The sequence below is a fragment of the Shewanella sp. KCT genome (genome assembly GCF_007636505.1).
Taxonomy (GTDB): domain Bacteria; phylum Pseudomonadota; class Gammaproteobacteria; order Enterobacterales; family Shewanellaceae; genus Shewanella; species Shewanella halotolerans.
Map to the genome: position 1 here is coordinate 47,040 of NZ_LVDJ01000007.1, position 25,799 is coordinate 72,838.

Annotated in this window: 24 protein-coding genes; 17 read left to right on the forward strand and 7 right to left on the reverse strand. The window is 47.7% G+C overall.

All coding sequences use genetic code 11. From position 1 onward, the window contains the following. Positions 1 to 292: 292 nt before the first annotated feature. Together mioC and ubiG are read right to left on the reverse strand one after the other, a co-directional pair. A complete protein-coding gene (gene mioC / locus AYI87_RS11535; RefSeq protein WP_144202241.1) occupies positions 293 to 733 on the reverse strand; it encodes an FMN-binding protein MioC in 441 nt (146 codons plus the stop codon). A 130-nt stretch (positions 734 to 863) separates the two neighbouring features. Continuing rightward, positions 864 to 1,646 carry a bifunctional 2-polyprenyl-6-hydroxyphenol methylase/3-demethylubiquinol 3-O-methyltransferase UbiG gene (ubiG, locus tag AYI87_RS11540; RefSeq protein WP_144202242.1) on the reverse strand — a complete coding sequence of 261 codons (783 nt, stop codon included), beginning with the start codon at positions 1,644 to 1,646 and terminating at the stop codon, positions 864 to 866. Between the two features lie 186 nt (positions 1,647 to 1,832). On the opposite strand from ubiG, the gene AYI87_RS11545 reads away from it, so the two are divergent. Further along, positions 1,833 to 2,801 (forward strand): nucleoside hydrolase, encoded by a 969-nt coding sequence (locus AYI87_RS11545; RefSeq protein WP_144202243.1) that lies wholly within the window; start codon positions 1,833 to 1,835, stop codon positions 2,799 to 2,801. Positions 2,802 to 2,863: 62 nt separating this feature from the next. Here AYI87_RS11545 and AYI87_RS11550 read toward each other — a convergent pair whose 3' ends face one another. Then, positions 2,864 to 3,505, reverse strand: a complete 642-nt coding sequence (locus AYI87_RS11550) for a LysE family translocator (RefSeq protein ID WP_144202244.1) — start codon at positions 3,503 to 3,505, stop codon at positions 2,864 to 2,866. A 210-nt stretch (positions 3,506 to 3,715) separates the two neighbouring features. Between AYI87_RS11550 and AYI87_RS11555 the strand changes: the two genes are divergently transcribed. The 11 genes from AYI87_RS11555 to AYI87_RS11605 all read left to right on the forward strand — a co-directional run bounded on the left by AYI87_RS11555 (position 3,716) and on the right by AYI87_RS11605 (position 17,509). Further along, complete coding sequence (locus AYI87_RS11555) at positions 3,716 to 4,414, forward strand: sulfotransferase (protein WP_144202245.1); 699 nt, start codon at positions 3,716 to 3,718, stop codon at positions 4,412 to 4,414. Between the two features lie 1,057 nt (positions 4,415 to 5,471). After that, positions 5,472 to 6,506 (forward strand): DUF4365 domain-containing protein, encoded by a 1,035-nt coding sequence (locus tag AYI87_RS11560; RefSeq protein WP_070382507.1) that lies wholly within the window; start codon positions 5,472 to 5,474, stop codon positions 6,504 to 6,506. Between the two features lie 215 nt (positions 6,507 to 6,721). Beyond that, positions 6,722 to 7,306: a recombinase family protein gene (locus tag AYI87_RS11565; protein WP_070382622.1), complete on the forward strand. Its 585-nt coding sequence runs from the start codon at positions 6,722 to 6,724 to the stop codon at positions 7,304 to 7,306. Next, the gene (locus tag AYI87_RS11570; protein WP_070382508.1) at positions 7,303 to 9,132 is read left to right on the forward strand and encodes a class I SAM-dependent DNA methyltransferase; all 1,830 of its coding nucleotides are present in this window, start codon (positions 7,303 to 7,305) and stop codon (positions 9,130 to 9,132) included. The genes AYI87_RS11565 and AYI87_RS11570 overlap by 4 nt, the downstream gene beginning before the upstream one ends. Beyond that, positions 9,092 to 10,177, forward strand: coding sequence for a BsuBI/PstI family type II restriction endonuclease (locus AYI87_RS11575; RefSeq protein WP_213060471.1), 1,086 nt, complete (start codon positions 9,092 to 9,094; stop codon positions 10,175 to 10,177). Before AYI87_RS11570 ends, AYI87_RS11575 begins: the two co-directional genes overlap by 41 nt. A gap of 24 nt (positions 10,178 to 10,201) precedes the next feature. Then, positions 10,202 to 12,106 carry an ATP-dependent nuclease gene (locus AYI87_RS11580; protein ID WP_144202246.1) on the forward strand — a complete coding sequence of 635 codons (1,905 nt, stop codon included), beginning with the start codon at positions 10,202 to 10,204 and terminating at the stop codon, positions 12,104 to 12,106. Next, positions 12,103 to 13,749 carry a UvrD-helicase domain-containing protein gene (locus tag AYI87_RS11585; protein WP_144202247.1) on the forward strand — a complete coding sequence of 549 codons (1,647 nt, stop codon included), beginning with the start codon at positions 12,103 to 12,105 and terminating at the stop codon, positions 13,747 to 13,749. Before AYI87_RS11580 ends, AYI87_RS11585 begins: the two co-directional genes overlap by 4 nt. Positions 13,750 to 14,781: 1,032 nt before the next feature. Next, positions 14,782 to 15,690: an integrase domain-containing protein gene (locus AYI87_RS11590; RefSeq protein ID WP_260865133.1), complete on the forward strand. Its 909-nt coding sequence runs from the start codon at positions 14,782 to 14,784 to the stop codon at positions 15,688 to 15,690. A 797-nt stretch (positions 15,691 to 16,487) separates the two neighbouring features. Further along, positions 16,488 to 16,742 (forward strand): hypothetical protein, encoded by a 255-nt coding sequence (locus AYI87_RS11595; RefSeq protein ID WP_144202248.1) that lies wholly within the window; start codon positions 16,488 to 16,490, stop codon positions 16,740 to 16,742. Positions 16,743 to 16,820: 78 nt separating this feature from the next. Beyond that, entirely contained in the window at positions 16,821 to 17,138 is a 318-nt protein-coding gene (locus tag AYI87_RS11600) for a hypothetical protein (protein WP_144202249.1), read from the forward strand. A 101-nt stretch (positions 17,139 to 17,239) separates the two neighbouring features. After that, on the forward strand, positions 17,240 to 17,509 hold the full coding sequence (locus AYI87_RS11605) for a hypothetical protein (RefSeq protein WP_096002393.1): 270 nt from the start codon (positions 17,240 to 17,242) through the stop codon (positions 17,507 to 17,509). Positions 17,510 to 17,549: 40 nt separating this feature from the next. On the opposite strand, the gene AYI87_RS21225 is transcribed toward AYI87_RS11605, so the two are convergent. From AYI87_RS21225 to AYI87_RS11615, 3 genes are all read right to left on the reverse strand, one after another. Beyond that, complete coding sequence (locus AYI87_RS21225) at positions 17,550 to 17,708, reverse strand: hypothetical protein (RefSeq protein WP_186265312.1); 159 nt, start codon at positions 17,706 to 17,708, stop codon at positions 17,550 to 17,552. A 135-nt stretch (positions 17,709 to 17,843) separates the two neighbouring features. Then, complete coding sequence (locus tag AYI87_RS11610) at positions 17,844 to 18,278, reverse strand: hypothetical protein (protein ID WP_144202250.1); 435 nt, start codon at positions 18,276 to 18,278, stop codon at positions 17,844 to 17,846. Beyond that, entirely contained in the window at positions 18,275 to 19,150 is an 876-nt protein-coding gene (locus tag AYI87_RS11615) for a hypothetical protein (RefSeq protein ID WP_144202251.1), read from the reverse strand. Before AYI87_RS11615 ends, AYI87_RS11610 begins: the two co-directional genes overlap by 4 nt. A gap of 207 nt (positions 19,151 to 19,357) precedes the next feature. Between AYI87_RS11615 and AYI87_RS11620 the strand changes: the two genes are divergently transcribed. The 3 genes from AYI87_RS11620 (at position 19,358) to AYI87_RS11630 (ending at position 24,575) form a co-directional block, all read left to right on the forward strand. Continuing rightward, on the forward strand, positions 19,358 to 22,795 hold the full coding sequence (locus AYI87_RS11620) for a conjugal transfer protein TraG N-terminal domain-containing protein (RefSeq protein ID WP_144202252.1): 3,438 nt from the start codon (positions 19,358 to 19,360) through the stop codon (positions 22,793 to 22,795). Beyond that, positions 22,792 to 23,148 (forward strand): hypothetical protein, encoded by a 357-nt coding sequence (locus AYI87_RS11625; RefSeq protein WP_089643907.1) that lies wholly within the window; start codon positions 22,792 to 22,794, stop codon positions 23,146 to 23,148. Before AYI87_RS11620 ends, AYI87_RS11625 begins: the two co-directional genes overlap by 4 nt. A gap of 62 nt (positions 23,149 to 23,210) precedes the next feature. Beyond that, complete coding sequence (locus AYI87_RS11630) at positions 23,211 to 24,575, forward strand: hypothetical protein (protein ID WP_144202253.1); 1,365 nt, start codon at positions 23,211 to 23,213, stop codon at positions 24,573 to 24,575. 27 nt (positions 24,576 to 24,602) lie between these two features. Here AYI87_RS11630 and AYI87_RS11635 read toward each other — a convergent pair whose 3' ends face one another. After that, positions 24,603 to 24,863 carry a hypothetical protein gene (locus tag AYI87_RS11635; protein ID WP_114735649.1) on the reverse strand — a complete coding sequence of 87 codons (261 nt, stop codon included), beginning with the start codon at positions 24,861 to 24,863 and terminating at the stop codon, positions 24,603 to 24,605. Positions 24,864 to 25,034: 171 nt separating this feature from the next. Here AYI87_RS11635 and AYI87_RS11640 point away from each other — a divergent pair, with 171 nt between their 5' ends. After that, positions 25,035 to 25,223, forward strand: coding sequence for a hypothetical protein (locus AYI87_RS11640; RefSeq protein ID WP_144202255.1), 189 nt, complete (start codon positions 25,035 to 25,037; stop codon positions 25,221 to 25,223). A gap of 2 nt (positions 25,224 to 25,225) precedes the next feature. Next, positions 25,226 to 25,768 (forward strand): FlhC family transcriptional regulator, encoded by a 543-nt coding sequence (locus AYI87_RS11645; protein WP_040552118.1) that lies wholly within the window; start codon positions 25,226 to 25,228, stop codon positions 25,766 to 25,768. Positions 25,769 to 25,799: the final 31 nt, after the last annotated feature.

Genomic DNA, 25,799 nt, shown 5'->3' on the forward strand with positions numbered 1-25,799 from the left:
TTTACTATTAGGATCGCGATCTTCTGTGGGTAAGTCTATTTACCATTCCAAATCAATAAGTAACGACACTTTAATCCTGTGATCTGATCGCGATCTAAATGAATTAAGCTTGTGGGTAGATCCCTTACTTATCCACAGTGCGGATCTTAGCTGCTGAGGTGGGTTGAATAATGCAGAGTTAGATCAGATCAAAATAATACCTTATCCACATATTTATCATTTTGGAACGTAATTTGTGGATAAGGTAGATCTAATCTGTGGGTGAGATCAGTGCTGTGATGGAGGAGGGGATCTAAAGCTTATCTTGCCAGCCGTTCAACCAAGCCTGGGCGGGCTCTTCGGGGATAGGATCGTATTGAACATCGATCTGGATCTTATCCACATAGACTTGTGCACCGCAATTTTCCATCGCCTCGATCAGTTTTTCTGGCCCCTGACAAAAGGTGTCGTAACTCGAGTCGCCTATGGCGCATAAGGCGTATTTAGTCCGGCTCAGATCGGGTTTTTTACTGTCGATCTCATCGAAAAATGGCTGCAAATTATCGGGTAGATCGCCAGCACCATGTGTCGATGAGACGATCAACCACAGGCTCTTGGGGGCCAGATCGCTCAGTTCGGCCTTCAGATGTACCTGGGTTTCGTGTCCCTGATCTTCTAGTTGGGCGGCTAACTCGTCGGCGACATACTCGGCGCTTCCCAAGGTGGTGCCGACAATTAGTTCAATTTTTGCCATTATATTTCCTAAATTCAAATAGTTAATCTAGCTAGACAAGCAATGCTGTCAGCAGGCTGATGGCTGCCATCATAAGCCAATTCTTGGCGTTGGTCTTCTCTGCTTGCCGCATTTCGCGAGCAGAAGGGGATTAGGCTTCTAAAAGCCCGGGTGCAGGCTTACTGGCGTAGAGCAGATAGTTGACCGCCGAATTGCTGGTGATCTTCCAGCGGCGGGTGAAGGGATTAAAGGCCATACCCTCGACCGCTTTGGTCGATAATCCATGGGGAGTGAGCATATCGTCCAGCTCCTGGGGCGTAACGAAGTGGTGCCAGTCGTGGGTGCCTACAGGGAGGTAGCGCATGATGTACTCTGCGCCGACTATGCCGATGAGATAGGAGCTCAGGGTGCGATTGAGGGTCGCCATCACCAAGAGACCACCTGGCTTTAACAGGTCACAACAGGTGGCCACCAGCGCCGCCTGATCCTCGACATGTTCGATCACCTCGGTATTTAAGATCACATCATATTGAGGCTGAGCCCTTGGAAGATCGCCTGCCAAGCAATGGCGATACTCTATGGGGATCGACCAGCTGTTGGCGTGGCGGCGTGCCAGGGTGATGTTATGCTCGCTGGCGTCTATGCCTGTTACCTGGGCGCCCTGGCTGGCCAAGGGTTCGCACAGCAGGCCAACACCGCAGCCTATGTCCAATAACGACAGCCCGTCGAAGGGGATATCCTGGGTGAGATCCCGACCAAAATGGTTAGCGATCTGATCTTCTATGGCCGTAAGCCGGGTCTGATTGAAACCGAGCACATGCTTAAACTTGCCGTGGGGATCGCGCCACTCCTTGGCCAGCGCGTCAAACTTGGCGATCTCTGTTTGGCTGTCTATCTGGGTCTTGAAGCGGCTCAGTCGGCTTTTGTCTAACATGCTTTAGTGTCTTAATTTGTGGCGATACTGGCGGCTATATCCTTAGGGGCTAACCGCGATTTATCTCTGTATTATAGATGATGCCCCTGGCGACTTTGGTGAGCTAAAAGCTGGATCACGTTAGTTTGGCCGGGAGCAGGCTAAGCTTGTCTTACTTTATACGTCTGCTTAAGGAAGTGAAGTTCAATGGTGCAGAAAATTATTTTAGATACGGATCCTGGCATAGACGATGCGATGGCGATACTGTTTGCTGAGGCGCATCCTGGTATCTCGCTCGAGGCGATCACCTGTGTTTATGGCAATGCCACGATAGACAATGCCACGGCTAATGCGCTCTTTTTAAAGCAGAAATATGGGCTAAAGGCGGATGTGGTTAAGGGGGCGGACAGGCCTCTGGTGAGACCGCCGGTGGGGCCGACGACCATAGTCCATGGCGAGACAGGTTTTGGCGATTTTCATGCGCCCTGCGTCAAAGATCTTCGGGCGGATCCCAGACCCGCCTATCAATATATTATCGATAGCGTGCGGGCTCAGCCCGGCGAGATCACCCTGGTGGCGGTCGGGCCGCTGACCAATTTAGCCCTCGCGTTAAAGGCGGCGCCGGATATCGTCGATCTGGTGAAAGAGGTGGTGGTGATGGGCGGTGCCTTCGGCGTCAATGGTCACAGGGGCAATGTAACCCCCTATGCCGAGGCCAATATCCATGACGATCCCCATGCGGCAGATCTGGTCTTTACCGCGCGTTGGCCTGTGACCATCATAGGTTTGGATGTGACGCAGCAGAGCTTCTTTACCCGTGAGTATCTCGATGAACTGCGCGATGCGGCAGGGGAGCCGGGCCAGTTTATCTGGACCATTAGCCGCTTCTATCTCAAGTTTTATTCCCAGAAGCTGGGGCTGGAAGGCTGCCATGTACACGACCCATCGGCCATTGCCTATGTGATCGATAAGAGTCTGTTTACCCTGCGAGACGGCCCGGTTCGGGTGGTCACCGATGGGCCGGCCGAGGGCCATACCATACAGAAGTTTGATGGTCGTCAGTATCCCCACGACGAGTGGCACGATAAGCCGTCTCAGCGCGTCGGGGTTGCGGTGGAGGACAAGCGTTTGCTGGACCTCTATCGGCAAACCTTAGTGGACTATGGTTTGCGCTGATTATGGTAAGAGTGGGCCAAGGTCAGGGTAGGCTAAGCCAAGCAATGCTGGCATAAAACGCCTTAGCCCACGCTTTGCAGCTGGGATGCCAGTAGCCAGATGGCCAACACGAAGAAGATCAGGCCCATGAACTTGTTCTGATTGCTCCTGAACTTCTCGTTGTCGAGCAGGTTCTTGCCCAGGCTACCAACCAGAGCCACCAGCAAGAGATTGAAGCTGAGGCCCATGATGTTGAGCACTAGCCCCAGGGCCAGCATCTGCTCGGCAGAGCTGGCTGTCAGTTGGCTGGAGACAAATTGGGGTAAGAAAAGCACGAAGAAGATCAGTGCTTTAGGGTTTAACAGGTTGCTGATCACCGCGCGGCGATAAAGCTGCCTGGCTAATTTTTTCTGACCGGCGATCTCCGGAGCCTGACTCGGCGCCGCGCGCATACAGTCCCAGCCCATCTTCAGCAGATAGAGACCACCGGCGATCCTTAATACTTCAAGTGCAATTGGGTTTAGGGCTATCAGCGCCGATACCCCTAGCGCCGCCAGCAGGGTCAAGATTAACCCTGAGGTGGCATTGCCGAAGCTGGCATAGACGCCAACCTTCTTGCCATAGCTGAGACTCGAACTGGCGATGAGTAACATGTCGGGCCCGGGGATCAGGAGTAGGGCGATTACCGTGGTTAAATAGAGGGGAAGCAGTGCCAGATCTATCATGGTGTATTTACAAAAATGCCGTCTTGGGTCAAACAAGGCGCGGATTGTACAGGGTTGAAACGAATTTAACAGTGATCTCCTAGTGAAAGCCGCCTCTATATTGGCAGCTAGGCTTTACGCTTGTGAATAAACGGCCGTTGGCCGAAAAGTCTGTTTTCCTGCCAAGGTATTTTCACTATACTGCGCCTCCATTTATACCGAGTCATACCTATGCAGCCTCATCAGCCCTCATCGCCTGCTTATCAGGTAAGGCCTAAGAGTAAAATCTTCATCATAGGGTTGCCTCGCACCGGCACCACAAGTGTCAGTGTGGCCCTGCTGGAGATGGGGCTCAGGGTGGCACACCAAGCCTTTACCAAACAGGCTGTTATTCTCGCCGATGCCATTTCCGATGCGCCGTGTTTTAGTGATTATCGTCAGCTGCATAACCTCTATCCAGAGGCCAAATTTGTCTATCTCGATAGGCCGTTAGATGCCTGGGTGCCTTCGATGCAGATGCTGCTGAGCCGAATGTTGGTGCATCTTGATAAAGAAAAAGGGCGTTTTCATCCTCTGCTTAAGCGCAGTTTCGGTCATACCTTTGGTATCTATCGCGTAGCCGACCCTATGGATGCAGTGCATCTGAAGACTTGTTATCAAGTGCATAAGCGGCAGGTGTTTGATTATTTTTATCAGGATCAGGGGCTCGCGCAGCAGTTTTTGAGTTTGCAACTGGATGACCCCCTGAGTTTGTCGCGCTTAGCCAATTTCATTGGGTTGAATGCTCAAGTCGATAGTTCTCAACTTGCTTTTCCCCATCTCAATCGGGGCCGCAATGTCGCCAGTTGGGATGAATATAAGCATGAGCTAAAGATAAGCAGCAACCTGGCCGGGCCTGAAAATCGCAAGTATTTCAATTATAAAATTTAGATCAGCGATTGCTTAACTAATCGTTTTATCGTTTGGCGCTGTCGGCGCTATTGTCGCGGGTGTAAGTCTAGCGACACCTGTAGCCATGACGATTGCATTGCTATCTATAAAGCTTCTCTATCTCTAGTTATTCTCTACTTCTAGTTCTCCTCTACAGAAGGTCTGAATCTGCCTAGTTTCACGTGGAACTCAGCTATCTGGTGGGAAATATCGTCTGCCGCACATAGGTGGTCTGGAACATCTGGTTCAAGTTTGGGGGGCAAAATTTTGAGAAGCTCTTAGACTGGTCTAGGCAAGATTAAGAGCAGGCCAACCCAAGGTAATTGGCACTTAAGGAGCTTAAGCTGAGGGTCAGTAATTAGAGTGACAGTAAGTGGTGTGGGAGTGTGATTAGCCTGCGTAAATCTGGCCTAAAACTCTGGGAATGGCTCGCAGGGCGGAATGTGCGTCAGGTATATGAAAGTCAGTCCTGTGGGAGAGGATACGATCCCAAAAGATCTTATCCTAAATTGATGACATGCTTTTGAGTATAACTTTTTGGTTTAGATCCCATCGTGGGATCTAAATTTAGCAGCTCGTAAAACAAGTAAGACTAAAAAATAAATATAATCAATGAATTATATTGTTTATTTAGTTATGCACCACTTTTGATCGCAAAGTGAATTACTTGTTGATATCTCTGTTGATTATTTCGATCGCCATCTTGGATGTTTATGCACCAAAATGAGGAAAGATCCCGCTGGGATCTTTCACTGTTTGTTTAAATAATCTTCTCTGGATACGGCAAAGGCCCTAGCCTTAGGCTATCCGCAGTGGGCACCATAAATGGTTGTTTGAAAAACGCTCATCTATAGTGCAATAAGAGAGCAATAAGTATGCTTATTTACCGATACAGAAAGTAAAAAAGTATTTAAAGTCATGCAGTTAATTATTTTTTGGAGTAAATGCGGATCAAAAATCCTACAGACACTTGAGAATTGCATAGGTACTTTGTACAGATGAGACATATCATACTCTCAAAGAATTTATTACAGGTAATGCTTTTTGGGGAGTGAAAGTGCCTATTTATCGGAAATCAGCAGTAGTCTCAAAGATAGGTGTTAATTATACCAGGTGCATAATTGAGGGAGCGGGTTGCTTGTTCCAACAGATAGATCAGGAAAATGATCTAGGTGTAGATGCTATTTGCGAGTTAGTAAACGCTGATGGTCATCCGGAAAATCATCTTTTTGCTCTTCAAATAAAGTCTGGAGATTCCTACTTCAATGAAACCTCTACCTCTTGTTCTTTTAGCATTGGAACCCACAGGGAGTACTGGGCGAAATACAAAGTTCCGGTGTATGCAATCGTCTATGTACCAAAGTTAAGTACTGCTTATTGGGTAGATGTAAAACAGTTCCTGAAAAATAATCCAGACACAAGCACTGTAAGCTTCAGTATAAACAGAGCAAACCAGTTCGATGAGGAAAAGTTTTTAGCATACTTTAAACCTATGGTGGCTGGACGAGGGCCAAACATTTCACTTGAAGAAAGCCTATCATTGGCACGAAGTCACAACGAGGATGAGGTTTGTCTGGGATTAACGACTCTTTTTCGTAGATTTCCTAATACCTTACAAACATGGGACGAACTCGTAAGGGTGTTCAAAATTCGAGAGGCATCAGAGATACCAGGATTCCTTATATATATTCTGGCGCATATACCATGGCATGGAGATATCGCATATCACGGTGAAGACATAGAGCCAAGTACTAAAAAGTATGCCTCTGAATTGATAGATACGTTTAATGAGGCTGATATACGAAAGCTTCTATTAATGATCGATGATGATGGGATACAGAGAGGCTCAGTGGGTCAATCTATTGAGGCTGTTATTAATAGTATCGGTTGCGCACCATCGTATCTCATTAACATCATAAATAATGTTGATGACAGTATGAATTTAAGAGAAGCAGCAGCGTTCATATTGGCAGTTGATAAGGGAGTTGAAGCATTGCCATATCTTAGAGAACTCGCATCTGGTGGTAGCGATATATGTGATTTGATTATCCAGGATGTTATAGAGCAAGACGGTTTCTATCCATACAGCTAAATTCGATTAAATTCCCTCCAACTTAATTCCAGCAGTATCTCAGGCACAAGTTTTCCAAAACATTTATGAGGCGCCCTAGATGTAGGGCTCCTTGCTTGTTCTTGTCCAACAAACCACCGTTTGATGAACACTCATTGTGGATGTCATTTCGCATGGATTTCTTGACGTTGAAGTGTTAATATACTCGTATATTTTTCTATGTAAACTTTATGTCAATGAATCAACTGATTGGCTACGCCCGTGTCTCGACGGATGATCAAAACCTGCACCTTCAAAGAGATGCTTTGGAGAGAGCGGGTTGTCAGGTCATTTATGAAGACAAAGCCAGCGGTAAGAACACCGAAAGGCCTGAGTTGGAGGGGTGTCTGAAGGCCCTGCGTTCAGGCGATACCTTGGTGGTTTGGAGGTTGGACCGTTTAGGTCGAAGTTTGGGAGATCTGGTCAAGCTTGTAACGACCCTGGAAGAAAAGGGAATCGGGTTCGAAAGTCTTCAAGAGAAGATTGAAACGACAAGTGCTTCTGGAAAATTAGTTTTTCACGTATTTGCAGCGCTTGCCGAATTTGAGCGAAACCTGATTAGCGAAAGAACAAGAGCTGGATTAAAGGCTGCTAGAGCTCGTGGTCGACTAGGCGGACGTAAACCAAAGTTGAAACAAAAAGACATTCGAGAAATTAAAGCGCTACTCAAAGATCCAAATATTCCTGTCTCTGATATTGCAAAGCGATTTGGAGTATCTAGAACAACTATTTACAACAGGGTTGGGGTAGTTAAGCCCGACCGCGAGGGTAAAAAATCATGAATGCCTATCATTTTCAGGATGTTTTAAGCGAATCAGAAGAGCCGCTTGTTAGGTATGACGCCTGTAAAAGTATGGCTCGGGGATATGCTAATTCGATTACGGATGATGAGCAGCGATTGGGTGTAGCTAGGTCCTATTGTGCTGTTCTAGTTACTTCATATTGGAATGAGATTAACTCGCGACACAGTTCAAAGTTGAAGATTTTTCCAGTTCCGAATAACACCTTCTTGGCTGACATTGCATCTGATGCGGAAGAAGTCGCAAAGAGCACTGGAAGAGTAATAGCGCAATTTCCCGATATTGATTCTGGTTTTCTAATCGGCTCAATCTATACATCTATGTTGCCAGTGGCTTTTCGATCAAAGCTTGGAGCCTACTATACCCCTCCTCCTTTAGTTTCACGTTTGCTTGATTTATCCGAAGAGGCTGGCGTTGATTTTGGTAAAGCATCAATAATAGATCCTGCATGTGGTGGTGGAGCATTTCTTGCGCCTGTGGCAATAAGGATGCTAGAGCGGTTGGAAGATACAACTGCAGAATGGAAAATCCGTCAAATTTCTAACCGATTGAAAGGAATAGAGATTGATCCTTTTGCTGCTTGGATGACGCACGTTCTTCTTGAATCGGTACTAATTGAGCTTTGTATAAAAACTAGAATAAGGTTACCCAAAGATGTCATTACGGTTAGTGATTCGCTTAAATATGAAACAACAAATAAATTTGATTTGGTAATTGGCAATCCCCCTTATGGTAAGGTCACTCTTGATGAAGATCTAAGAGGTAAATATTCTCGTTCGCTATTTGGTCACGCTAATCTTTATGGCTTATTTACTGATCTCGCATTAAGAATAGCTAAGGAAGACGGTGTGATCGCATACCTTACGCCAACATCTTTTCTGGGGGGGCAGTATTTCAAGGCGTTACGAGAGCTGCTAATTTCAGAAGCCACGCCACGCGCCTTTGACTTCATTTCTAACCGGGAAGGGGTCTTTGATGACGTACTGCAGGAAACATTACTAACAACGTTCAAAAAGAAAGCTCGGCGCACCCAAGCAAAAGTATCACTTCTCGTCCCTCAGGGACTCAATGAAGCCAAGGTAGAAAATATTGGTAAGGTTGGGATTGTAAAAGGTGATGGTCCTTGGTTAATCCCAAGAGTGTCAAGGGACGCAGCTCTACTAAACCGAATTAAAAAGTTGCAAACAAGGCTTCCTGACCTTGGCTATGTTGTGTCTACTGGAAAATTGGTCTGGAACCGACATAAAACTCAGCTTAAATCAGAAAAAACGAGGAGTTCGTTGCCATTAATTTGGGCCGAATCGGTTACAGCTAATGGGTTTAAATTTTCAGCGGTTAAGCGGAATCATGTTCCATACATAGAAGTTAAGAGTAATCAACAACACCTTATAACAAGGGAGTCATGTGTATTAGTCCAGAGGACTACATCAAAAGAGCAGACTCGCCGAGTTATGGGGGCTGTCATTCCCCAGGACTTCATAGATAGAAACAGTGGTGTTGTAGTTGAGAATCACTTGAACATTGTATATTCAGACAGTTTAGTACAGGAAGTTAGCGTTGAAACAATAAACGCACTCTTGAACTCAGAGATCTTTGATCGGATTTATCGTTGTATTAGCGGTAGTGTCGCAGTATCGGCGTATGAGTTAATGTCAGTGCCACTGCCAGACGTTGAGGGGTTGACAACGCTTCAGGAGATCATTATGGACGGATCTGATAGACTCTCCGTCGAAAAGTGTATAGCTAGATTGTATGGAGAGAACAAAGTTGAGTTGGCCACAAGTTCCAAGTCTAGAGGTGATAGCTGATAGATTGCCTTTGATCTTCCCTGAGGGGACGGAAAACCGTAACTATGTCATTCGGGAAATGGCAGCCCGTACACTGTACGTAATGTTCTATGCTGGTGCCATAGAAGGGCAAGATCGCTGGATTCGACCCAGCCAAGTCACCGATATGTATGATGAACAAGCTGAACAACTCTCAGATGACGAGCGTGAGGCTTGGGTCAAACGTGCGCTCTCAAGTAAGAAAGACCGACCAGCAAATACTTGGTATGCTCCCAATTCAAGGGAGCCAGTTAGAGATGAAACTATCCGTTACGGATTCATTGCCTTGGGGGCCGTTGTCGAGCGAGCAGGACTGCCTGTAACTACGCCTCTTCCTAAGTATGCAATGGCAGCGGATTTTGCTGCTCTATTTGATGAGAGCTTAAGTGACGATTCTTTGGTAGAGGTCATTGCAAGCTGGCAAAAAGCACATCTTAATCCAGCGGCTTTGAGTCGAATTAGACTGCTTAGCGCAAATGCTGCTGCCGTCAATTCAGATGTTATCAAGGCCACTCTACCAAATTCTGGTGTTGTATCTCTTGAGGCTGGTCCGTCTGGAGTTATAGGTAAGTCTGTAATAGAAGATTTTGCTCCAAGGTTCCTGAAAAACCCAGCGGTTCTTTGGCTTTCTCAATCGGGAGAAAAGGTTGGGATCGATTTAGCCAGTCAACTTAAACTCAGAATAGACCCATCAAAGACTCTTCCCGATGTCATTTTAGTAGATCTGGGAACAAAATCAGATGGCAGCGATATGTTATTCATATTCATTGAAATTGTTGCATCTGATGGCCCGGTCAACTCAATACGGAAAGATAAATTAACTGAAATTGCGATGGAAGCTGGGTTTAGCCCTGAACACTTGGCATTTGTTACTGCTTTTCAAGATCGTTCAGCCTCTGCTTTTAAAAAGGCTATGTCAGAACTCGCGTGGGGAACATATGCTTGGTTTTGTTCTGAGCCTGATAATATCGTAGAGCTAAAAGATGGAAAGCCATTCAAATTATCAGATCTCTATAGAAGAAATTAAATAAATTCGGAGTTGGGGGCAAGGATGAAACTGCACAGTATTCGGATATCAAATTTTCAAAGTTTTGGTGCAGAACCAACAGAACTGGCACTGGAAGATATTACTTATCTGATTGGCCCCAACGGCTCAGGTAAGACTGCTGCACTCCAGGCTTTGTGCCGACTGTTCGCATTTGATCCATCATTACGCCGTATTCAGCGCTCAGACTTCCATGTCCCGCACGATGAACAAGAAGCGCCCGAAGAAAGGCAGTTATGGGTTGAGGCGGACTTCGTGTTTCCCGAGTTGGAGGGTGAAGAAGATAACTCAACCGTTGCTCCCCATTTCAGTCACATGCGCCTTGATGACCCTGATGGAATTCCTAGGGTACGGTATCGCTTAAGTGCCACTATGGGCCTGGATGGGGATATTGATGAGACTTTTGTGTATGTGCTTGAAGTTAACCCGGACGGTTCACCTCTAAATCCCGAAGCAGTTCCCAGATCAGAACGAAATCACATACAAGTCCACTATCTTCCCGCAAGAAGAGATCCTACTGACCACATTGCATACGGAACGAGCGCGCTGCTTGGCCGATTGCTACGTGCCGTGAACTGGGAAAATGAACGAGAAGAGGTCAAAGGGTTCACCGACCAGATTAGCGAGAGTTTGGCTGCTAATCCATCGGTCAATGCTTTTAGTACCCACCTGAAGAAAACATGGAGCACCCTTCATAAAGGTAGCTATTTTACAGATCCCAAGATTACTTTTGTGGCATCTGAGATCGAGGCGTTGCTTCGTCATTTGTCCGTATCATTCTCGCCTGGACATGATGAAAATCTTGTCGATTTTTCTCGACTCAGTGACGGTCAGAAGTCGATGCTCTATCTATCGTTGGTTCTCTCATCTCAAGCTATTGGCCGTGCTGTCCTTGCCGGTGAGGACGACTCTTTTGATCCAGAAAAGTTGCGTCCGCCAGTCTTTACTTTAATAGCCCTTGAGGAACCAGAGAACAGCCTCTCACCTCACTATTTGGGGAGAATTGTTAGCGCTCTTAACTCAATGACGAGCAACCAAGATGCTCAGGCCCTAATTGCTACGCATGCTCCGTCAATGTTGCGACGTGTCGATCCGGAACATATTCGATATCTTCGACTTACCAAAACCCGGCAATCAAGAATTACGAAAATCCAATTGCCCGCTAAAACCGATGAAGCACACAAGTTTGTACGCGAGGCTGTTCAGGCATTTCCTGAGATCTACTTCTCACGTTTGGTTGTATTGGGTGAAGGGGATAGCGAAGAAATTGTACTACCGCGCCTTTTTCAGGCGAAAGGTGCTCCAGTCGATGAATCAGCGGTGACGATTGCTCCTCTGGGAGGAAGGCACGTTAACCATTTTTGGCGCTTACTCACGGCATTACAGATTCCCTATCTGACACTTCTTGACTTGGATTTGGCCAGGTATCAAGGTGGATGGGGACGGTTTAAGTATGTAAATGACCAAATAACAGCTTTTCGACCCGAGAATAGTCTTCCTAAAGACCACGGAATACCTCCATGGAACTCCGATGATTATAAAGTGCGTCTTTATCCTGGTTATATACAGGCGTTAGAGCAGCGAGGAATATTTTTTTCCTATCCAATGGACTTGGACTTCTCAATGATCCTCAGCCATCCTCGCGCCTACAATGTTCAAGAGGAAGATCCGGATGAAGCAATACTAAAATCGGTTTTAGGGAAAAGCCATCATGACTCATCGCAATATAGCGAAAACGAGTTGAAGCTGTTTGCTTCCTATCACAAGCTTTTTAAGCTGGGCAGCAAGCCCGCTGCGCATATAGACGCTCTGGCTCAACTGAGCGACGAGGATTTACTGGCGAATATGCCTGAATCACTTGGACGACTAGCAGATGCTGTGATTGCCAAGCTTGCGGAGCTTCCCGAGTGATTGCTGTAGATGCATGGTTGCCTTCGGATGGGCTAACACTTGAACCCAATGCTCTGCTGGCTGCGAAGGAACAAGCGCGCTGTCTTGCACTGACTGCGGGGCCGGGAGCGGGCAAGACGGAAATGCTTGCACAGCGAGCAGACTTTCTCCTCCGAACCGGAACCTGCCGTTATCCGAAGAGAATACTCGCTATTTCTTTCAAAGTTGACGCCAGCAAAAACTTGAAGGAGCGAATCCAGCGACGCTGTGGGCAAGAATTGGCTTCCCGTTTTGATAGCTACACATTTCATGCGTTTGCAAAGCGTATTATTGATCGCTTCCGAGTATTGCTTACTGGTAATGATGCTCTGGATATGGATTATTCGATTGGCGAAAGAAAAGTCACAAGAAGGCAAATTACATTTCATGATCTTGTGCCGCTAGCAATTCAAATTCTCAAGGCCTCTGCTGTCGCAAGAAATGCCATACGCCAAACTTACAGCGATGTTTTCTTGGATGAATTCCAAGACTGCACGGATCAGCAATATGAACTCGTTAAGGTAGCCTTCCAAAGTACAAGCATTCGTCTTACCGCTGTCGGTGACACCAAGCAGAAAATCATGGGATGGGCAGGAGCTTTGGACGGAATTTTCCAAACGTTCGCTAAGGATTTTTCAGCCGTACCACTAAACATGTACCGAAACTTTCGTTCAAAACCACGCCTGCTTCGGATGCAGAACGAGATAATTCGTGTGCTTGATCCAGCTTCCGTCATGCCAGATCACCAACTTGCTGGTGAGGAGGGAGAGGTCTTCGCGTGGCAATTCGAGAATGCCCAAGGGGAAGCTGAGTATTTGGCCGATTTGATTGCTGGGTGGGTAAGAGTTGAACAAGTTCCGTTATCCGAAATCGCCGTATTAGTGTCCAAACAACTAGATCTTTATGCCAACCATCTGATGGCGGCATTGGAAGTTAGGGGAATACCGTACCGGAACGAGCAGGAGATGCAGGATATTTCTGTCGAACCTGCCGCAAGGCTCATTGTTGACTATTTGTCCTGCCTCTATGGCCAGCGAGAGCCCAAAGCTTGGATTCGGCTTATGAATCAATTGATTCCCTTTGCTGATGATGAGGTGCAGTCTAGCGCTAGGCAAAGCTTCCAACGCTTCTTCAAGGAGCAGAGAAAAATCATCACCATGACCGAGCTGTTGGATGAGCCGTTTTCGGGATGGTGGGATTCTGTGTGTAGCTTTTTGAAGAAAATAGGAATGGAGACTCTTGTCGCTCTCTCGCCTGACTATGAGTCACATGCCAGGTTAGGTGAAGTTGTGAGAGATACCAAAGCGCGCATTGAAGAATTGCTTGAACTTGCCCCTGATTTACCGCAAGCATTGGCTCGTTTCTCTGATGATCAGTCTGTGCGTATTCTGACTATCCATAAGAGTAAAGGGTTGGAGTTCGACTCAACGATAATTATGGCCGTTGAAAACGAAATATTCTTTGGTGATCAAGATGCTAATCGGTGTGCTTTCTTTGTTGGTGTATCCCGTGCCAAGCGTCGGCTTGTTCTGACATACGCAAAAGAGCGAGATAGACCTGCTAATTATCATAAAAGATGGGATACCGCACGAACCCCTCAAATAGAGTATTTGGGCTACGTATAGCCATTTCTTGCTAGGTCCGGTTAAACATCTAAACAGCATCCAAAAGTCGCTTTTGGATGCTTTACTTTAAAAATTGAACTGAGAGCTACTGTGCCACCATCGAAAACCAATCAAAAAGCTACTTCTTGATGTGTGGATGCTTCTTCTCAGAGCTTAGAAGATACTGAAAAGCCACCGAAAAGCGACTTTACGATGGGCTTGACGGCTCTATCAGCTTGATTAATATATAAGTTGTAAACGGTAGCTGGCCCAAAACAGCATTTTTCCAAATCCAAGGCGTTTGCCTTCACTTCGTAACCCTCAGGGGGACTGTCCCCTAGGGGCACTCCTCCGTCTAAAACCTATCTCCCCGGAGGAAAATCAGATGTTTATCATCACTGTGCTTGCAGCGTTCTGCTGCTGCCTGCGTTTGTGCATTCCGCAAGCGACCAGGCTTCCATATTGCGATCTGGTTGACAGCTATGTCGCGTTCCTGGCGCTCAATTCCGAGCGGCCAAATACAAGAGGGCCTCCCTCATCCGTCAGAACGAGTGCTGAATTTCCGGTTTACTCGATGCTCCACCCCGTCTCTGTCGCCGTAGGCGTAAACAGAGACGGGGGTATAGCCCCCGACGGAAGCCTTGCGCCTCAACGGCTCAAGGCTTTCGCCCCGCGCACGAATGTGCGCGAACAATACCGCCTTCGGCGGTTGGCGCGCTTCGCGCTTCCTTTCCAGAGAATGACACGACAGTACCAGCCGGATCTGCTGGCAGTTTGTTCCGTCGGAACAGACCAGCCAGTGGAATGAGTAGTTCGCTCCATAGCAGTACCGCTCGTATGAAATGACCGTGGGCATCGGTTTATCTGCCCTGTGCCTGGGCGAGATCCCCAGCGTTGGCCTTAGCATGCAGAGCTAATAAAAAACTGCGTTTCACTTACCACCGAGTACGGACGGGCCAGCAACACGTTGATTAACAAGATCATAAGGAGCACACGATGCGCTCAGAGCGGACTAATCCGGACTCCCGGAATTTTGGTCTCCGAAGTCGCGATATGGGCAAGGCAGGCCTGAACGCACTGAAGGAAGGTATGAAGAGTTTCCAGTCCATAGCCACGATTCATGACCGATGGAGCGTGTTTAGCGCCTGGATTAAGTCCGAACAGGGCATTAAGGACATGCGGGATATAGAAAAGGCTCATTTGGTCGCTTATGCGGCACACCTTAATGATCGCTATGAGCGGGGAGAAATCGCACCATCCACGGCGCAGAACTACCTGAGCGCAGTGAATCGGGTGATGGAGATTGCGCGGGGCGACCGACAGGTACGTGTAGACCCCGTCTCTGAGGGTGGACTTCCAAAACGCTCAGGCATCGCCACTGGCGACCGGAGTGTTTCGGAAGCGGCCCATAATGCTGCTTTGGGAGCAACCACCGAGCGCCTTGGGGCTTTGCTGGAACTGCAGCGTAATTTTGGTCTGCGGTTCGAGGAATCGGCCAAGCTGGATGCTGCTAGGGCACTAAGAGAGGCCGAGAAAACCGGCTCCGTGAGCATAAAGGATGGCACTAAGGGGGGCCGGGCGCGCACCGTTCCGATCACCAACGATGCCCAAGTTAGCGCGCTCCAGCGGGCCGCCGCCATACAGGATGGCCGCAGCATGATCCCTGCCGAGCAGAATTATCGCGAGTTCCGGCAAGAAGCCTATCGGGAGATTGGCCGCCATCCGGTGAACTTCCACGGCGAACGGCACCACTACGCTCAAACTCGCTACCGGGACCTGCTGGGCGCGGAATGCCCGGTAAAAGCCGGAATAAAGCATGGTCGCGCCCACCATGAATACCTTGCCAAGGAACTTGGAGTATCCGTGGCTCAGGCCAAGATGCTGGACCAAGAGATCCGGTCGGAGGTTGCGCGAGAGCTGGGCCACGGTCGTATCGACGTAACAAACTCCTATTTGGGGTAAGCAACATCAGGAGGAACAAATGGAAAAATGGGTTAGAGAAAGATCACATGTCTATGTCCGCCACGGCGGAAAGACCGCAAGGCGGGCGATGGTGAAACGCCTGATAGCGATTCTGGAGGACATTGCGGCCAATGAGAAAGGTGTTAAATCCCCATCCCAGGTAGGAAGAGCCCATATCCACAGATACTACGCTAGGCACCAGAGGCTGAGTGTGACTACATTGCGTGATCACTTCTATGCGTTCCGACTCCTGTGGGAATTGCTTGGTCGCGCTGGCGATCCTCCCCGGCCAAAGGATGGTTGAGCGCCAGGTTAATCGTCACTCGTGCCGATGTGACGCCTCTGGTCATAGTCATAGGAGTCCTGGAATCCTCCTTTCCTCTTTTTCTTTCGGCGTTGATAACTGCTCTCCCCACTACTAGCTACGCCGCTCTTGCGAGCCTGAGCCAGGCGCAAGATACCCAGGATCACCATCAATACAAGTGCCGTACCCGGATTATGGGTAGCGATAACCAGCCCCAGGATGAACAAAATCAGAAGCCCTATATTCGCCAGATGCCGCATCAACTTCTTCCTCTACAAAGTTCCTGCATCTCAAATATTGACCTATGCGCCCAAAAAGGGCAGTTCCAGCGAGTATCCCCTGACGCCTTGGCTGTTACAGTGTTCACAACTTCAGCCTCTGGCTGAGTAAGCGCGATAGCTGGTCGCCAAAAACAAACAGCAAACTTAAATCCTTCCCTTAACCGGGGGTTCTCCGGTTAAGGGAGAACCCTCAAAGAAATTTGAGGTGTTGTATGACAAAAATCGAAGTTAACGGTCTGATTCTTCCACTTAATGATGCGCATGTTCATCAACGGCGTGGGGTAACAGCCGCTAGAACTGAATCTGGCGAACCACTTCATATCACCGTATTGCGGTGTCTTGATGGTCGTAATACGAAAACTTACTGCGGATTAGCGAGAGCTGATAACTCAGAAGACTTCGTGAAAATCATGGAATGGGGTGACAAATTTGAGCCAATCGTGGATTGGTTCAATACCGTCCAATAAGTCCTTTCCTATCCCGTAACCGGGGTTCACCGGTTACGCGGTGCAGCCCCTTCAATTCCAAATTAATTGGAGGTGTTTATGTACTTTTCCACTTTCGTTTTGATCATGATTGTTACCGTTGGCGTCATTGCTTTCGGAGCTTCTATCGTTGCCAAGCTATTAAAAGCGGCGTCGATGGCAGTATATCGGTCCTTGAGAAAAACGCGGTCCGTACGGGTCGTCAGTCCGCTGGCTACTGTCAGCAGTTCATTGAACGGAGAATGGTTGAGAGCTACCTCCGGTAGCAGTCAATCCGGCGTTTTCGATGCTATCGAATGCGCGCCGCTTGAAGGGGAACTGGTTTCTGAGCGAGCTGCAATTGCTTCCAATAAGAAGTTCTTGTCGGCCAAGGTGTGAATAACCTTTCAGAACGATAGCCCTTGTTATCTTAAATCACCCTGCCGGGTACTTTGCCCGGTTGGGCTAAGTCCCGGCTTTTAAACTCTTGGAGAATGAAAATGCTGGGACAAACTAAAACAGAAATCCATCAATTCGACGTGTGTGGCCGCGTGTATTACCGTGGGGTTAACTACACCGAAAAAGAAGGTGAATTAGCTGTTGAAACTGTAGAGGCTTCTTCTCATGATGAGGCTGAAAAGATGTTTAAAAGCTTACAGGATGAGTACGCTTGTGAGTGTAATCGGACTGTTGAGCGCGTCGATATCACTTTCACTATTGACTTGACGATAGCTGAAAGCGACAACGATGAACCGTACTTAGTGATTTAATCGCTAATAACAACGAAGGGCCAGCTCGTCTGGCCCTTCGTTATTTTTGGGAAGAGGAAATGTCTGAATCAGCTTTATGATCCTGTTTGGCCGTTGTCTGCTTATCCACGATGCGGAGCATCACTGATGCCTTGCGTTTGGCCTCGGCTACAACTTCGGGTTTCTCCTGCTCCAGGAGTTGCTCTAGTGTTCTTGCCACTGGAATATACCGTTTAATGATGTAAAGTTAGAGTATAGAACCGAATGATTGGGAGAGCTAGATGGACGCTTTTACAATAGGAATGCTGAGCTTACTGGCATTTTTTACTGTGGTGACTTTTGGAAGTTTGTACCTCTATAACAAATCCCGTAAAAACGGTACTGAGTAATCGTTGCGTTCAGGAACTTTCACATGTGAAAGTTTTCCATCGGTCATGGCATCAACTATCTCTTCGTCCAACTTGATGTCTACCATAGGCTCTCCCTTATAGGTGAACCGTGACCACGTGGTAGTTTGAAACACACCATGAGGTACCTCGTCATCATCTCCCAGCCAAGTGCGTAGTCGGAGATCGATAACCCAATCACCATCGCCCTCCAGTTTTACCCAGCAGTGCGGCACTACTAGGTCGCCATGTTTCTCGTCTTTTACATAGCCTATGTAGCTCCGGTGGGGAATGCCGCCTTTCCGAAGCAGGTGGCTGATCACATACGTCATGCCATCACAGTAGAGGCCGGTCTCCTCCAAAGGAAGCAGACCGATCTCCAGGGCATCATGCCACACGCTCATCCTTGATCCGGCGTGATGAATAGTTCGGCCTTCCCTGTTGTCAGGATCACTGGTGCCGTGTAGCCGTCAGTATTCAGCTTTTGCGATGCAACAAAGATGAATGCCCAGGCTGGAAGCTCATGGCTGATGCCTGCAAGCAACTGGTTCTTGTCCAAGTTGGAACCTTTGGGGATGTTCACCTTTATGCGGGAGTAATCCGCTTCATCATTTGCGTAGAAGCCATAGCCATTTTGCCCGGCCATCAGGAAATCAGGCACTTTTCGTGGCTCTTCCGTGGGGGCATACACGGTCGTGGCCACGTAGCAGGATTGGTCATAGTCTCGATTGGCACTTTCCCAGTCAGGGCAACCATGTTCGGGATCGACAATTCGTACCGAGGAAAAAATGTACTCCGACATTAGAGGAAAGTCCTGATGCAGGTTCCTGTTATCGACAACATATTTGACATTCGCTTTCCGTAAGGTCTTCTCTATACCATCGAGCAGAGTACTCGACATCAGTTCCCAGGCTTCTCTGGCATTACCTGCTTTTGTTTCCGGAAGCCAGCCAAATACGCTGTCTCGCTCCATAACGCCCTTTGGTGCAAAGGCACTGGTCAATACGCCCAAGCCCAATGACTTGCCCCAGTCCAATCCAAGCCCATGTCCGGAATTGAACAGCAGTGCGTCACCCGAGACATCCCATCCCTTGCTGATAACACCGTCTCGCTGATCCCTTGGGATGTCGTAATCTCTTGCGTCGTAGAGGCCTCCGGCCTGGGCCAAGTTGTAGGCGCGGCTATGGTCTCCCTTGTATTGGTAGCTGTTTGTCGTCGTTGCGCAGCCTGAGGCCAGTCCGGCAGCAAGAATTATTGCGGTTAGTTTCTTTGTCATTGAGGTTTCTCCTATGCAATGGAATTAGGTTGCCATAGGTTCTCCAAAACGCAACAACATGCAGGCATCTTCTTGAAATAAATGGAAATATGTTCTGAACGTACAAAGTTGGGATAATTGGGTAAACGCCAAAATTGGGCAGTTACAGAGTCGTGGTAAAGAGGATTGAGCGAATAGGCTATCTCCAAATTTCGGGAGAATAAGCCTATGTTTACAATTCACTCTATCGGGGACTCGTCATTCTTGGAGCAAATCCTGATTGCGGTGTCCATGATCACTGGTACCGGGGACTTCGAGAAAATGGTCAGCATTGGCCTGCTGCTCGGCGTGCTCATCATCTGTATCCAATCAGTTTTTCAGGGAGCAAAACAAATCAACTTCCAGCAGGTCTTGCTGGGCTGGGTCATTTATGCCTGCTCCTTTGGGCCGACCACGACGGTTGCCATTGAAGACGCCTATACTGGCGAGGTTCGTGTTGTTGCCAACGTCCCGCTATTGGTTGGCTTTGCGGGCGGGATGATCTCCAATGTGGGATACACCATTACCAACCTCTTCGAGACCGGATACGGGGTCATCGTACCGAACGTTACGGAAAGCCATTTCTCGGAGACTTTAAAGCTGCTGAATGACGTTCGCAGAAGAGCTTATGATACCGGAGTCTTCACCGCTCTCAATGCGGCTAATGGCGGTGGATATGTCGATGTGCGCCTGTCCTGGAACAACTACATCCGTGAATGCACACTGACCAAGGTTGACCTTAAACTGATGTCTCTGGATGAACTTATGAATCGTCCTACCGAGACAGCACTTCGGTTTAACTCCCAGCTCTATGGAACTCGCCTTTACCTTTCTGCGGGTAATCCTGATGGGGCTGATTACACCTGCACTGACGGGTGGGTCGCCATCAGTAACGCCACTGCAAATTTGAATAGCCCTGTGGTGGTTGACGCTTTGAACAACTTGCTGGGAATTGATACCAGTGCCGGTGATGACGCGATCACCAAAATCGGCGATTCACTGCAAGCTATGGGAGCTTCGACAACATCATCCATCGATTATTTGAAAGCAGCCGTGCTGGAACCCCTTTACTACGAGGCTGCCGCTGGTCGCTATCAGGACTTACAGGACTACGGCTCCGCGCTGATGATTAACCAGGCCATTCAGCAGCGGAATACCCAGTGGGCGGCGGAACAGTCCATGTTCATGACGGTGGTTCGCCCAATGTTGACCTTCTTCGAAGGGTTCATCTACGCCATCACTCCGATCATTGCCTTTATCATCGTAATGGGGAGTTTTGGTCTCCAACTGGCGGGCAAATATGTACAGACCATCCTTTGGATTCAGCTTTGGATGCCAGTTCTGTCCATTATCAACTTGTTTGTTCACACGGCGGCATCCAAGGAGATGTCCAGCCTGAGTAGCTCTGGGCTGGACTCTATGTATGCGCTGTCATCGACAGGTGACGTGCTGCAACACTGGATCGCAACGGGTGGGATGTTGGCCGCTGCTACGCCGATCATTTCCTTATTCATCGTCACTGGTAGCACCTATGCCTTTACCAGCCTAGCCTCGCGCATCAACGGCGGCGACCACGTAAACGAGAAAATGCAAACGCCTGATCTTCTGCAACAAGATCCGATAATGAAAGGTCAGCCAGCGTTCTCGTATAACCAGTTCAGTGGTGCCATGGCTTCAGGAGCTGAGTCGCTTGTCGATAAGGTGAATATCGGACAAACCCTGAGTTCAGTGGTTAGCAGCAGCCAGGCCGCATCTGCCCAAGCTACGCGGAATTTCTCCGAACAGCTATCAAACTCGGTTTTCTCCGGGGCATCGGCCGAGCAGAGTTACGCCAGGTTGCAGGGGCTGGGCCAAACCCTTAGGGCATCCGATTCGAGTCAGGCTAAGGCAATTTACGGTCAGGCTCAGGATTACGCACGGCAGTACGGATTGTCGGAAACTCATACTGATGCCATAGCTGGTGCCATAGCTATGAAGGCTTCAGGATCTGTTGATGCAGGTAAGCTTGCTGCGGTGATTGGAGGGCCAATAGGTCGAATTGCTGCTGCGTCGGGAGCAGTTGGCAAAGACGCGCCATTGAAAGTACAGGGAGATATTTCGGGGTCTGCTGAGTCCAGGACGACGGATCAGCGTCAGCAACTGACCACGGATCTAGACAAGCTGACAAAGAATTTGGGCTTTTCCAAGGATGATTCCGCAGCGTTGACCCAAGATCTGGCGCGACAAACCAACACCGAGTCAGGCCAGCGGTTCACCAATTCATTGGGTGAGGAACAACGCGAGCAACTTTCCCAATCCGCGACACAAGCCGTTAGCGCTCAAAATACGTATCAGCGCCTTTCCTCCGCTCAAAGTTCAATAGGCACGGCCAGTCAAATGGATATGCGGGCATTGGCCGCCTCTGCCGTTGGTAGTCCAGCCGCAATCACCGTGTTACAGAATGGGATGCGTATGGCGTCGCCGGAGACTCGTCAGGCCGCTGCCGAAAAAGCACGGTTCTATCAGGCACTGGGAATGGATTCCGCGCAGGCGTTAGCCGGTGGGCAAATTTACGCGCTTTTGAACTCCAGCAAGGGAGCCGAGCAGACTGTTGCGGCTGAGGCTATCTCGGCGGCTACTGGTGGTGTCGTCACACAGGGTGTGGGGCGGTTTAACGAGAACCAGTTGCTTGTCCAGCAAGCTCCGGCAATCACCGGCCTTTCCAACACCCAGCGACTCCAAGACCCCAGTCGTATGAACGAGAGGCAGCGTACCCAAGCCTATGGCAGTGTGCCTGGCGAAGAGGCGGTTTTCCAGCAGCATGACAAGAATATGAGCCGAGTACAGGACGTTCATGCCAATCAAAAGGAGTCGTTCCAGGATGAGCGATTGGGGTCACTGAGAACGCAGATAATGAACTCCAACGTAGAATCATCCACCGCATCCAATATCTTTGCCTCGTCCGATGGGGCTGGTCGATTCTTCGACAAGATCGTTGGCGGCTCAGGGGCGGCCATGGATGGATTCTCAAATGACTTTGCCAACTCGATGAACCAACTGGCACGGATGACGCCCGAGCAGCGCGATCAGTTTATTGTCGACGCACACAAGGGAGATCAGTACATCAAAGATCAGTATGGCCTTCCAGGGTTCCTAGCTACTGGTGCGGCCAACCTGGGTAGGGACATTATCGGAGCAGGAGTTTCCGGTTTCTATGCAGCCAAGGAATGGCTCACCGGGAAATCGGACCTATCCGAGGCGGCCAAGGGCATGTCGGTTCGCGAGCGTGGTATGTTCTTCGCGGCAGCGTTTGCTAGTGCGAGCGAAGCAGGTGCAGAGCATGCAGAGGCCTTTGTTCAGCAGTACGGAGATGAGTTTCGTAATTTGGCCATGCAGACCGCGATACAAGAGCATGGCCTCCATTCGGATGCGGGTGCACGGTTGTTTGCCTCATCCATCTTGGGCGCAAGCGATGGAAAGGAACAGGAATATCGGGCCCAACTCCGGAGTGAAATGGGCGATGACGCCTTGGCGAACAAAACAGCGGATATCATTGAGTCCGCCGCAGGGGCCGGACGAGAGCAGGCCGGGGGGTATCTGGCTCCAGTTTCGCGCTATTTTGCAGTTAAGCAAGGAGGTGGTTCATGAATACGGCACTGGTCCAACTGAAACTTCGGGAACGCCAGCTTCAGGACGAACTGGAACAGGTATGGGCAAGCATGGATAGTCTGCTGGGAGCTCATGAAGCGTGCGGCCCCATCACTCCGCTCTTGGTCATCAATACACTGAAACTGATGATACTGGAAGGCCACGGGGATTGGCTCACTGGTCCTGTGGAAAGACAAGATGATTCGTTGGTAACGAGTGCGGAAGCTCTGAGGGTTGCAAGTAAGGACACCTCAATTAATCAACATCTTTTACGGGGAATGTTGAGTCGAGGCCAGCGCATACCACGATTGACTATACGGGGAGATAAATTACTCCTATTTATTGGTAAATGACTACGAATATTTATCACATCGTATTATTCTGAAAGTAAAAGATTATTTTGGGGAGAATGAAGGTGGACTCATCAGGGTTTTTAACTTTAGTCGCGGTGATCCTTGCCGCTTTATCGCTGCTTTCGCGTGGCCGAAAAGTAACCTACTTACATAAATTTGGCTGGCCACATTTCTTATTCTTTATAGTTTCTGTTTTCGTCATATTGTCCTGCCTTTTCTATGATTTTTTAAAAGAGATGGGCTGGCTTTTGCCATACACTTTCCTACCAGGATTTGATGAGGACAAACTTGTTTTAGCTACATCAATTGTTATTCTTTTGTCATTTTTGTTGACGGTTAATTTTGGTCAAACCATGAAGCATCGAGCTAACTCCTTATTTAAGAGCATAAATGAGTTGTTGGTTAATGGAGCGTTTGGTGATCTATCCTATGTTTTAGAAAGTAATATTGAATTTTTCGAAAAAGCAAAGATAAGAGAAATGAAGTCAACGGAAACCATCATTAAAAAATTAATCTTATCAGAAGGTTTTTTATGTTTTCTAGAAAATCATAACTATTCTTTATTGAATAGAATTTTTAGGATGTACCCAGACAGTGATGTTTCAATAATTAAGTTTAATGAGTTTGTTTCGGCCCAGCTTTTATCTAGAAAAACATCTTTGATGTGGGAAGCTGCTTTCTTATTTCAGAGTTATTCACCAAGAATCCCCAATGACGACACCCCCTTATTGATATCCTTATATACGGATGAAAATAAAAACTTTAAATATTCTTTTTATGAGCAGTTGGGTTTGGCGTTTGAGAATTTTCTGAAGAGTGAAGAAACAATAATAAAACTAAATGAAAGTCCCAGCAATGTCCAAAATGATTACTTTATAAATGACAGTTTACCTACATTATATATTTTTTTGTTTTCTAACCTATTGAAATATGATCTTTGTAAGGGCAGCATAATCCGACGAGATCAAGGAACGGTTCGGACGCCTTGGATATTTTATCATAAATTTATAAGAAACATGGTTGACTACAGAGAATTTGAAGGTCAATCTGAGAACGAATTTAAAACAAGGATTGACTACTATTTATTTGAATCATTCAGAAATTACAATGACTTGCTTGACGTTGACTCTTTATTCACAGTCGATGGATACGAACTATCAGACCTCATTGAATGTATAGCATCATCTTTTTACTACGTTTTTAATTGTGGTAAGTTTGATAGAGAATTTTCTGAGCATATATTGTCTTTCGCCATAAGCATATTCAGTAAAATAGATGATTCAAATAAGGGACTTTCAAGGAAATTTGCAACCTTATGTACTCATCAATATGAAGGTGCAGTAAGGACGGTTATTACAGAGACCAATAACTTTGAAGTTTTAAAAAATAGAGGTGCAAGAGAATTCATTAATCTATCCATGGAATAAGAACAAAGGTTGGCAATGCCAACCTTTTTAATAAGGGATTCCCCGCCAGTCAGATCCTGTATCCGAAGCATCAGGAATGGGAAGACTAACGTCTTCCGGGTAATCAAAGTTAACCGATTCCTGAAAATTGACAACTTGTGAACCCGCGTCTCTGGGATGTCTATTCGCAAAAATGGCGATAAGAATGGTTAATGGAATTAAGGACAAAATAAGCCCTCCGCTTCCAGCAATTTTGTATGCAGCGAACAAAGTTGCCAGCACTATGCTCCATCCAAATATACGTTTCATATTGAATACCTCCGGTCATTATATGACCAATATTTCATTATTACCTGAAACTGCAAGTCTTCAAAGTATCAAAAAATGACACTGTAAAAAAACACAGTATTTGGCGTTGCATATCTGAACTTTCGTGATAGAAAGGAATTGAAGCCCTAATTTTATCGTAGGAGATATGTGATGAAGAACACCAAGAAAAACAAACTGGTCTGGTTCGTTGCCGCCCTCTTTTCCTTGTTTATCGCGTTGCTGATTACGCTTGACGGGGTGGAGCGAAGCGATTGGCTTTACGCGGCAGCTCTTCCAGCAGTGATCGCAGCGTTGTGGATTCAATACCGAAATTTGTTCGCCAATTGCAAGGAAGCCTGACAATGGAGAAAAGCACGGATTATAAATCAGGGTGGCTAGGCCGATGGATAGCAGCACGCCACATGGCCTTGGCTGGCTACATCACCAAAATCATCATGATCGAGACGGGACTGACGTACAAACAGGTACGCAGGTTATATCAGGACATCGAAAACGATGGATACGAGCTGGAGCGTAGATCACGTACATTCCGTGGCGGGGCCACGCTTATTCACAGTCACACCTCCAAGATTCAGGCGTCACTGCTGATGCAGCTTTACCGCAATATTGGTGGTGAGGACGTAATCAGATCGATTGATATCAAAGCCTTGAACAAGGCATTTCGTATGTATCACGCTATTCGCAAGGAAGTTCCTGGTATGAAAGGAGCTCGATGGGCTCCTTTCGATATCACTGATGCCTGGTGTTTGGCATCCGAGCTCAGATGTGGTGATGCAATGCTTGAGCAGTGCGATAATTGTGAATGCACGTACTTTACCTCGGTCAACCAAAGGACCTGCGTGGAGTGTCCTTTTTGCGTCGCCGATAAGAGTAAAGCCGCGTGATTTTCCACAATTGGGCAGTTTGGCGTAGGAG

What these genes read in the sequence shown, in the direction of transcription:
- mioC (WP_144202241.1), bottom strand. Translation starts at nt 733, where the DNA reads ATGGCAAAAATTGAACTAATTGTCGGCACCACCTTGGGAAGCGCCGAG.
- ubiG (WP_144202242.1), bottom strand. Translation starts at nt 1,646, where the DNA reads ATGTTAGACAAAAGCCGACTGAGCCGCTTCAAGACCCAGATAGACAGC.
- AYI87_RS11545 (WP_144202243.1), top strand. Translation starts at nt 1,833, where the DNA reads ATGGTGCAGAAAATTATTTTAGATACGGATCCTGGCATAGACGATGCG.
- AYI87_RS11550 (WP_144202244.1), bottom strand. Translation starts at nt 3,505, where the DNA reads ATGATAGATCTGGCACTGCTTCCCCTCTATTTAACCACGGTAATCGCC.
- AYI87_RS11555 (WP_144202245.1), top strand. Translation starts at nt 3,716, where the DNA reads ATGCAGCCTCATCAGCCCTCATCGCCTGCTTATCAGGTAAGGCCTAAG.
- AYI87_RS11565 (WP_070382622.1), top strand. Translation starts at nt 6,722, where the DNA reads ATGAATCAACTGATTGGCTACGCCCGTGTCTCGACGGATGATCAAAAC.
- AYI87_RS11570 (WP_070382508.1), top strand. Translation starts at nt 7,303, where the DNA reads ATGAATGCCTATCATTTTCAGGATGTTTTAAGCGAATCAGAAGAGCCG.
- AYI87_RS11580 (WP_144202246.1), top strand. Translation starts at nt 10,202, where the DNA reads ATGAAACTGCACAGTATTCGGATATCAAATTTTCAAAGTTTTGGTGCA.
- AYI87_RS11590 (WP_260865133.1), top strand. Translation starts at nt 14,782, where the DNA reads ATGGGCAAGGCAGGCCTGAACGCACTGAAGGAAGGTATGAAGAGTTTC.
- AYI87_RS11595 (WP_144202248.1), top strand. Translation starts at nt 16,488, where the DNA reads ATGACAAAAATCGAAGTTAACGGTCTGATTCTTCCACTTAATGATGCG.
- AYI87_RS11600 (WP_144202249.1), top strand. Translation starts at nt 16,821, where the DNA reads ATGTACTTTTCCACTTTCGTTTTGATCATGATTGTTACCGTTGGCGTC.
- AYI87_RS11605 (WP_096002393.1), top strand. Translation starts at nt 17,240, where the DNA reads ATGCTGGGACAAACTAAAACAGAAATCCATCAATTCGACGTGTGTGGC.
- AYI87_RS11610 (WP_144202250.1), bottom strand. Translation starts at nt 18,278, where the DNA reads ATGAGCGTGTGGCATGATGCCCTGGAGATCGGTCTGCTTCCTTTGGAG.
- AYI87_RS11615 (WP_144202251.1), bottom strand. Translation starts at nt 19,150, where the DNA reads ATGACAAAGAAACTAACCGCAATAATTCTTGCTGCCGGACTGGCCTCA.
- AYI87_RS11620 (WP_144202252.1), top strand. Translation starts at nt 19,358, where the DNA reads ATGTTTACAATTCACTCTATCGGGGACTCGTCATTCTTGGAGCAAATC.
- AYI87_RS11625 (WP_089643907.1), top strand. Translation starts at nt 22,792, where the DNA reads ATGAATACGGCACTGGTCCAACTGAAACTTCGGGAACGCCAGCTTCAG.
- AYI87_RS11635 (WP_114735649.1), bottom strand. Translation starts at nt 24,863, where the DNA reads ATGAAACGTATATTTGGATGGAGCATAGTGCTGGCAACTTTGTTCGCT.
- AYI87_RS11640 (WP_144202255.1), top strand. Translation starts at nt 25,035, where the DNA reads ATGAAGAACACCAAGAAAAACAAACTGGTCTGGTTCGTTGCCGCCCTC.
- AYI87_RS11645 (WP_040552118.1), top strand. Translation starts at nt 25,226, where the DNA reads ATGGAGAAAAGCACGGATTATAAATCAGGGTGGCTAGGCCGATGGATA.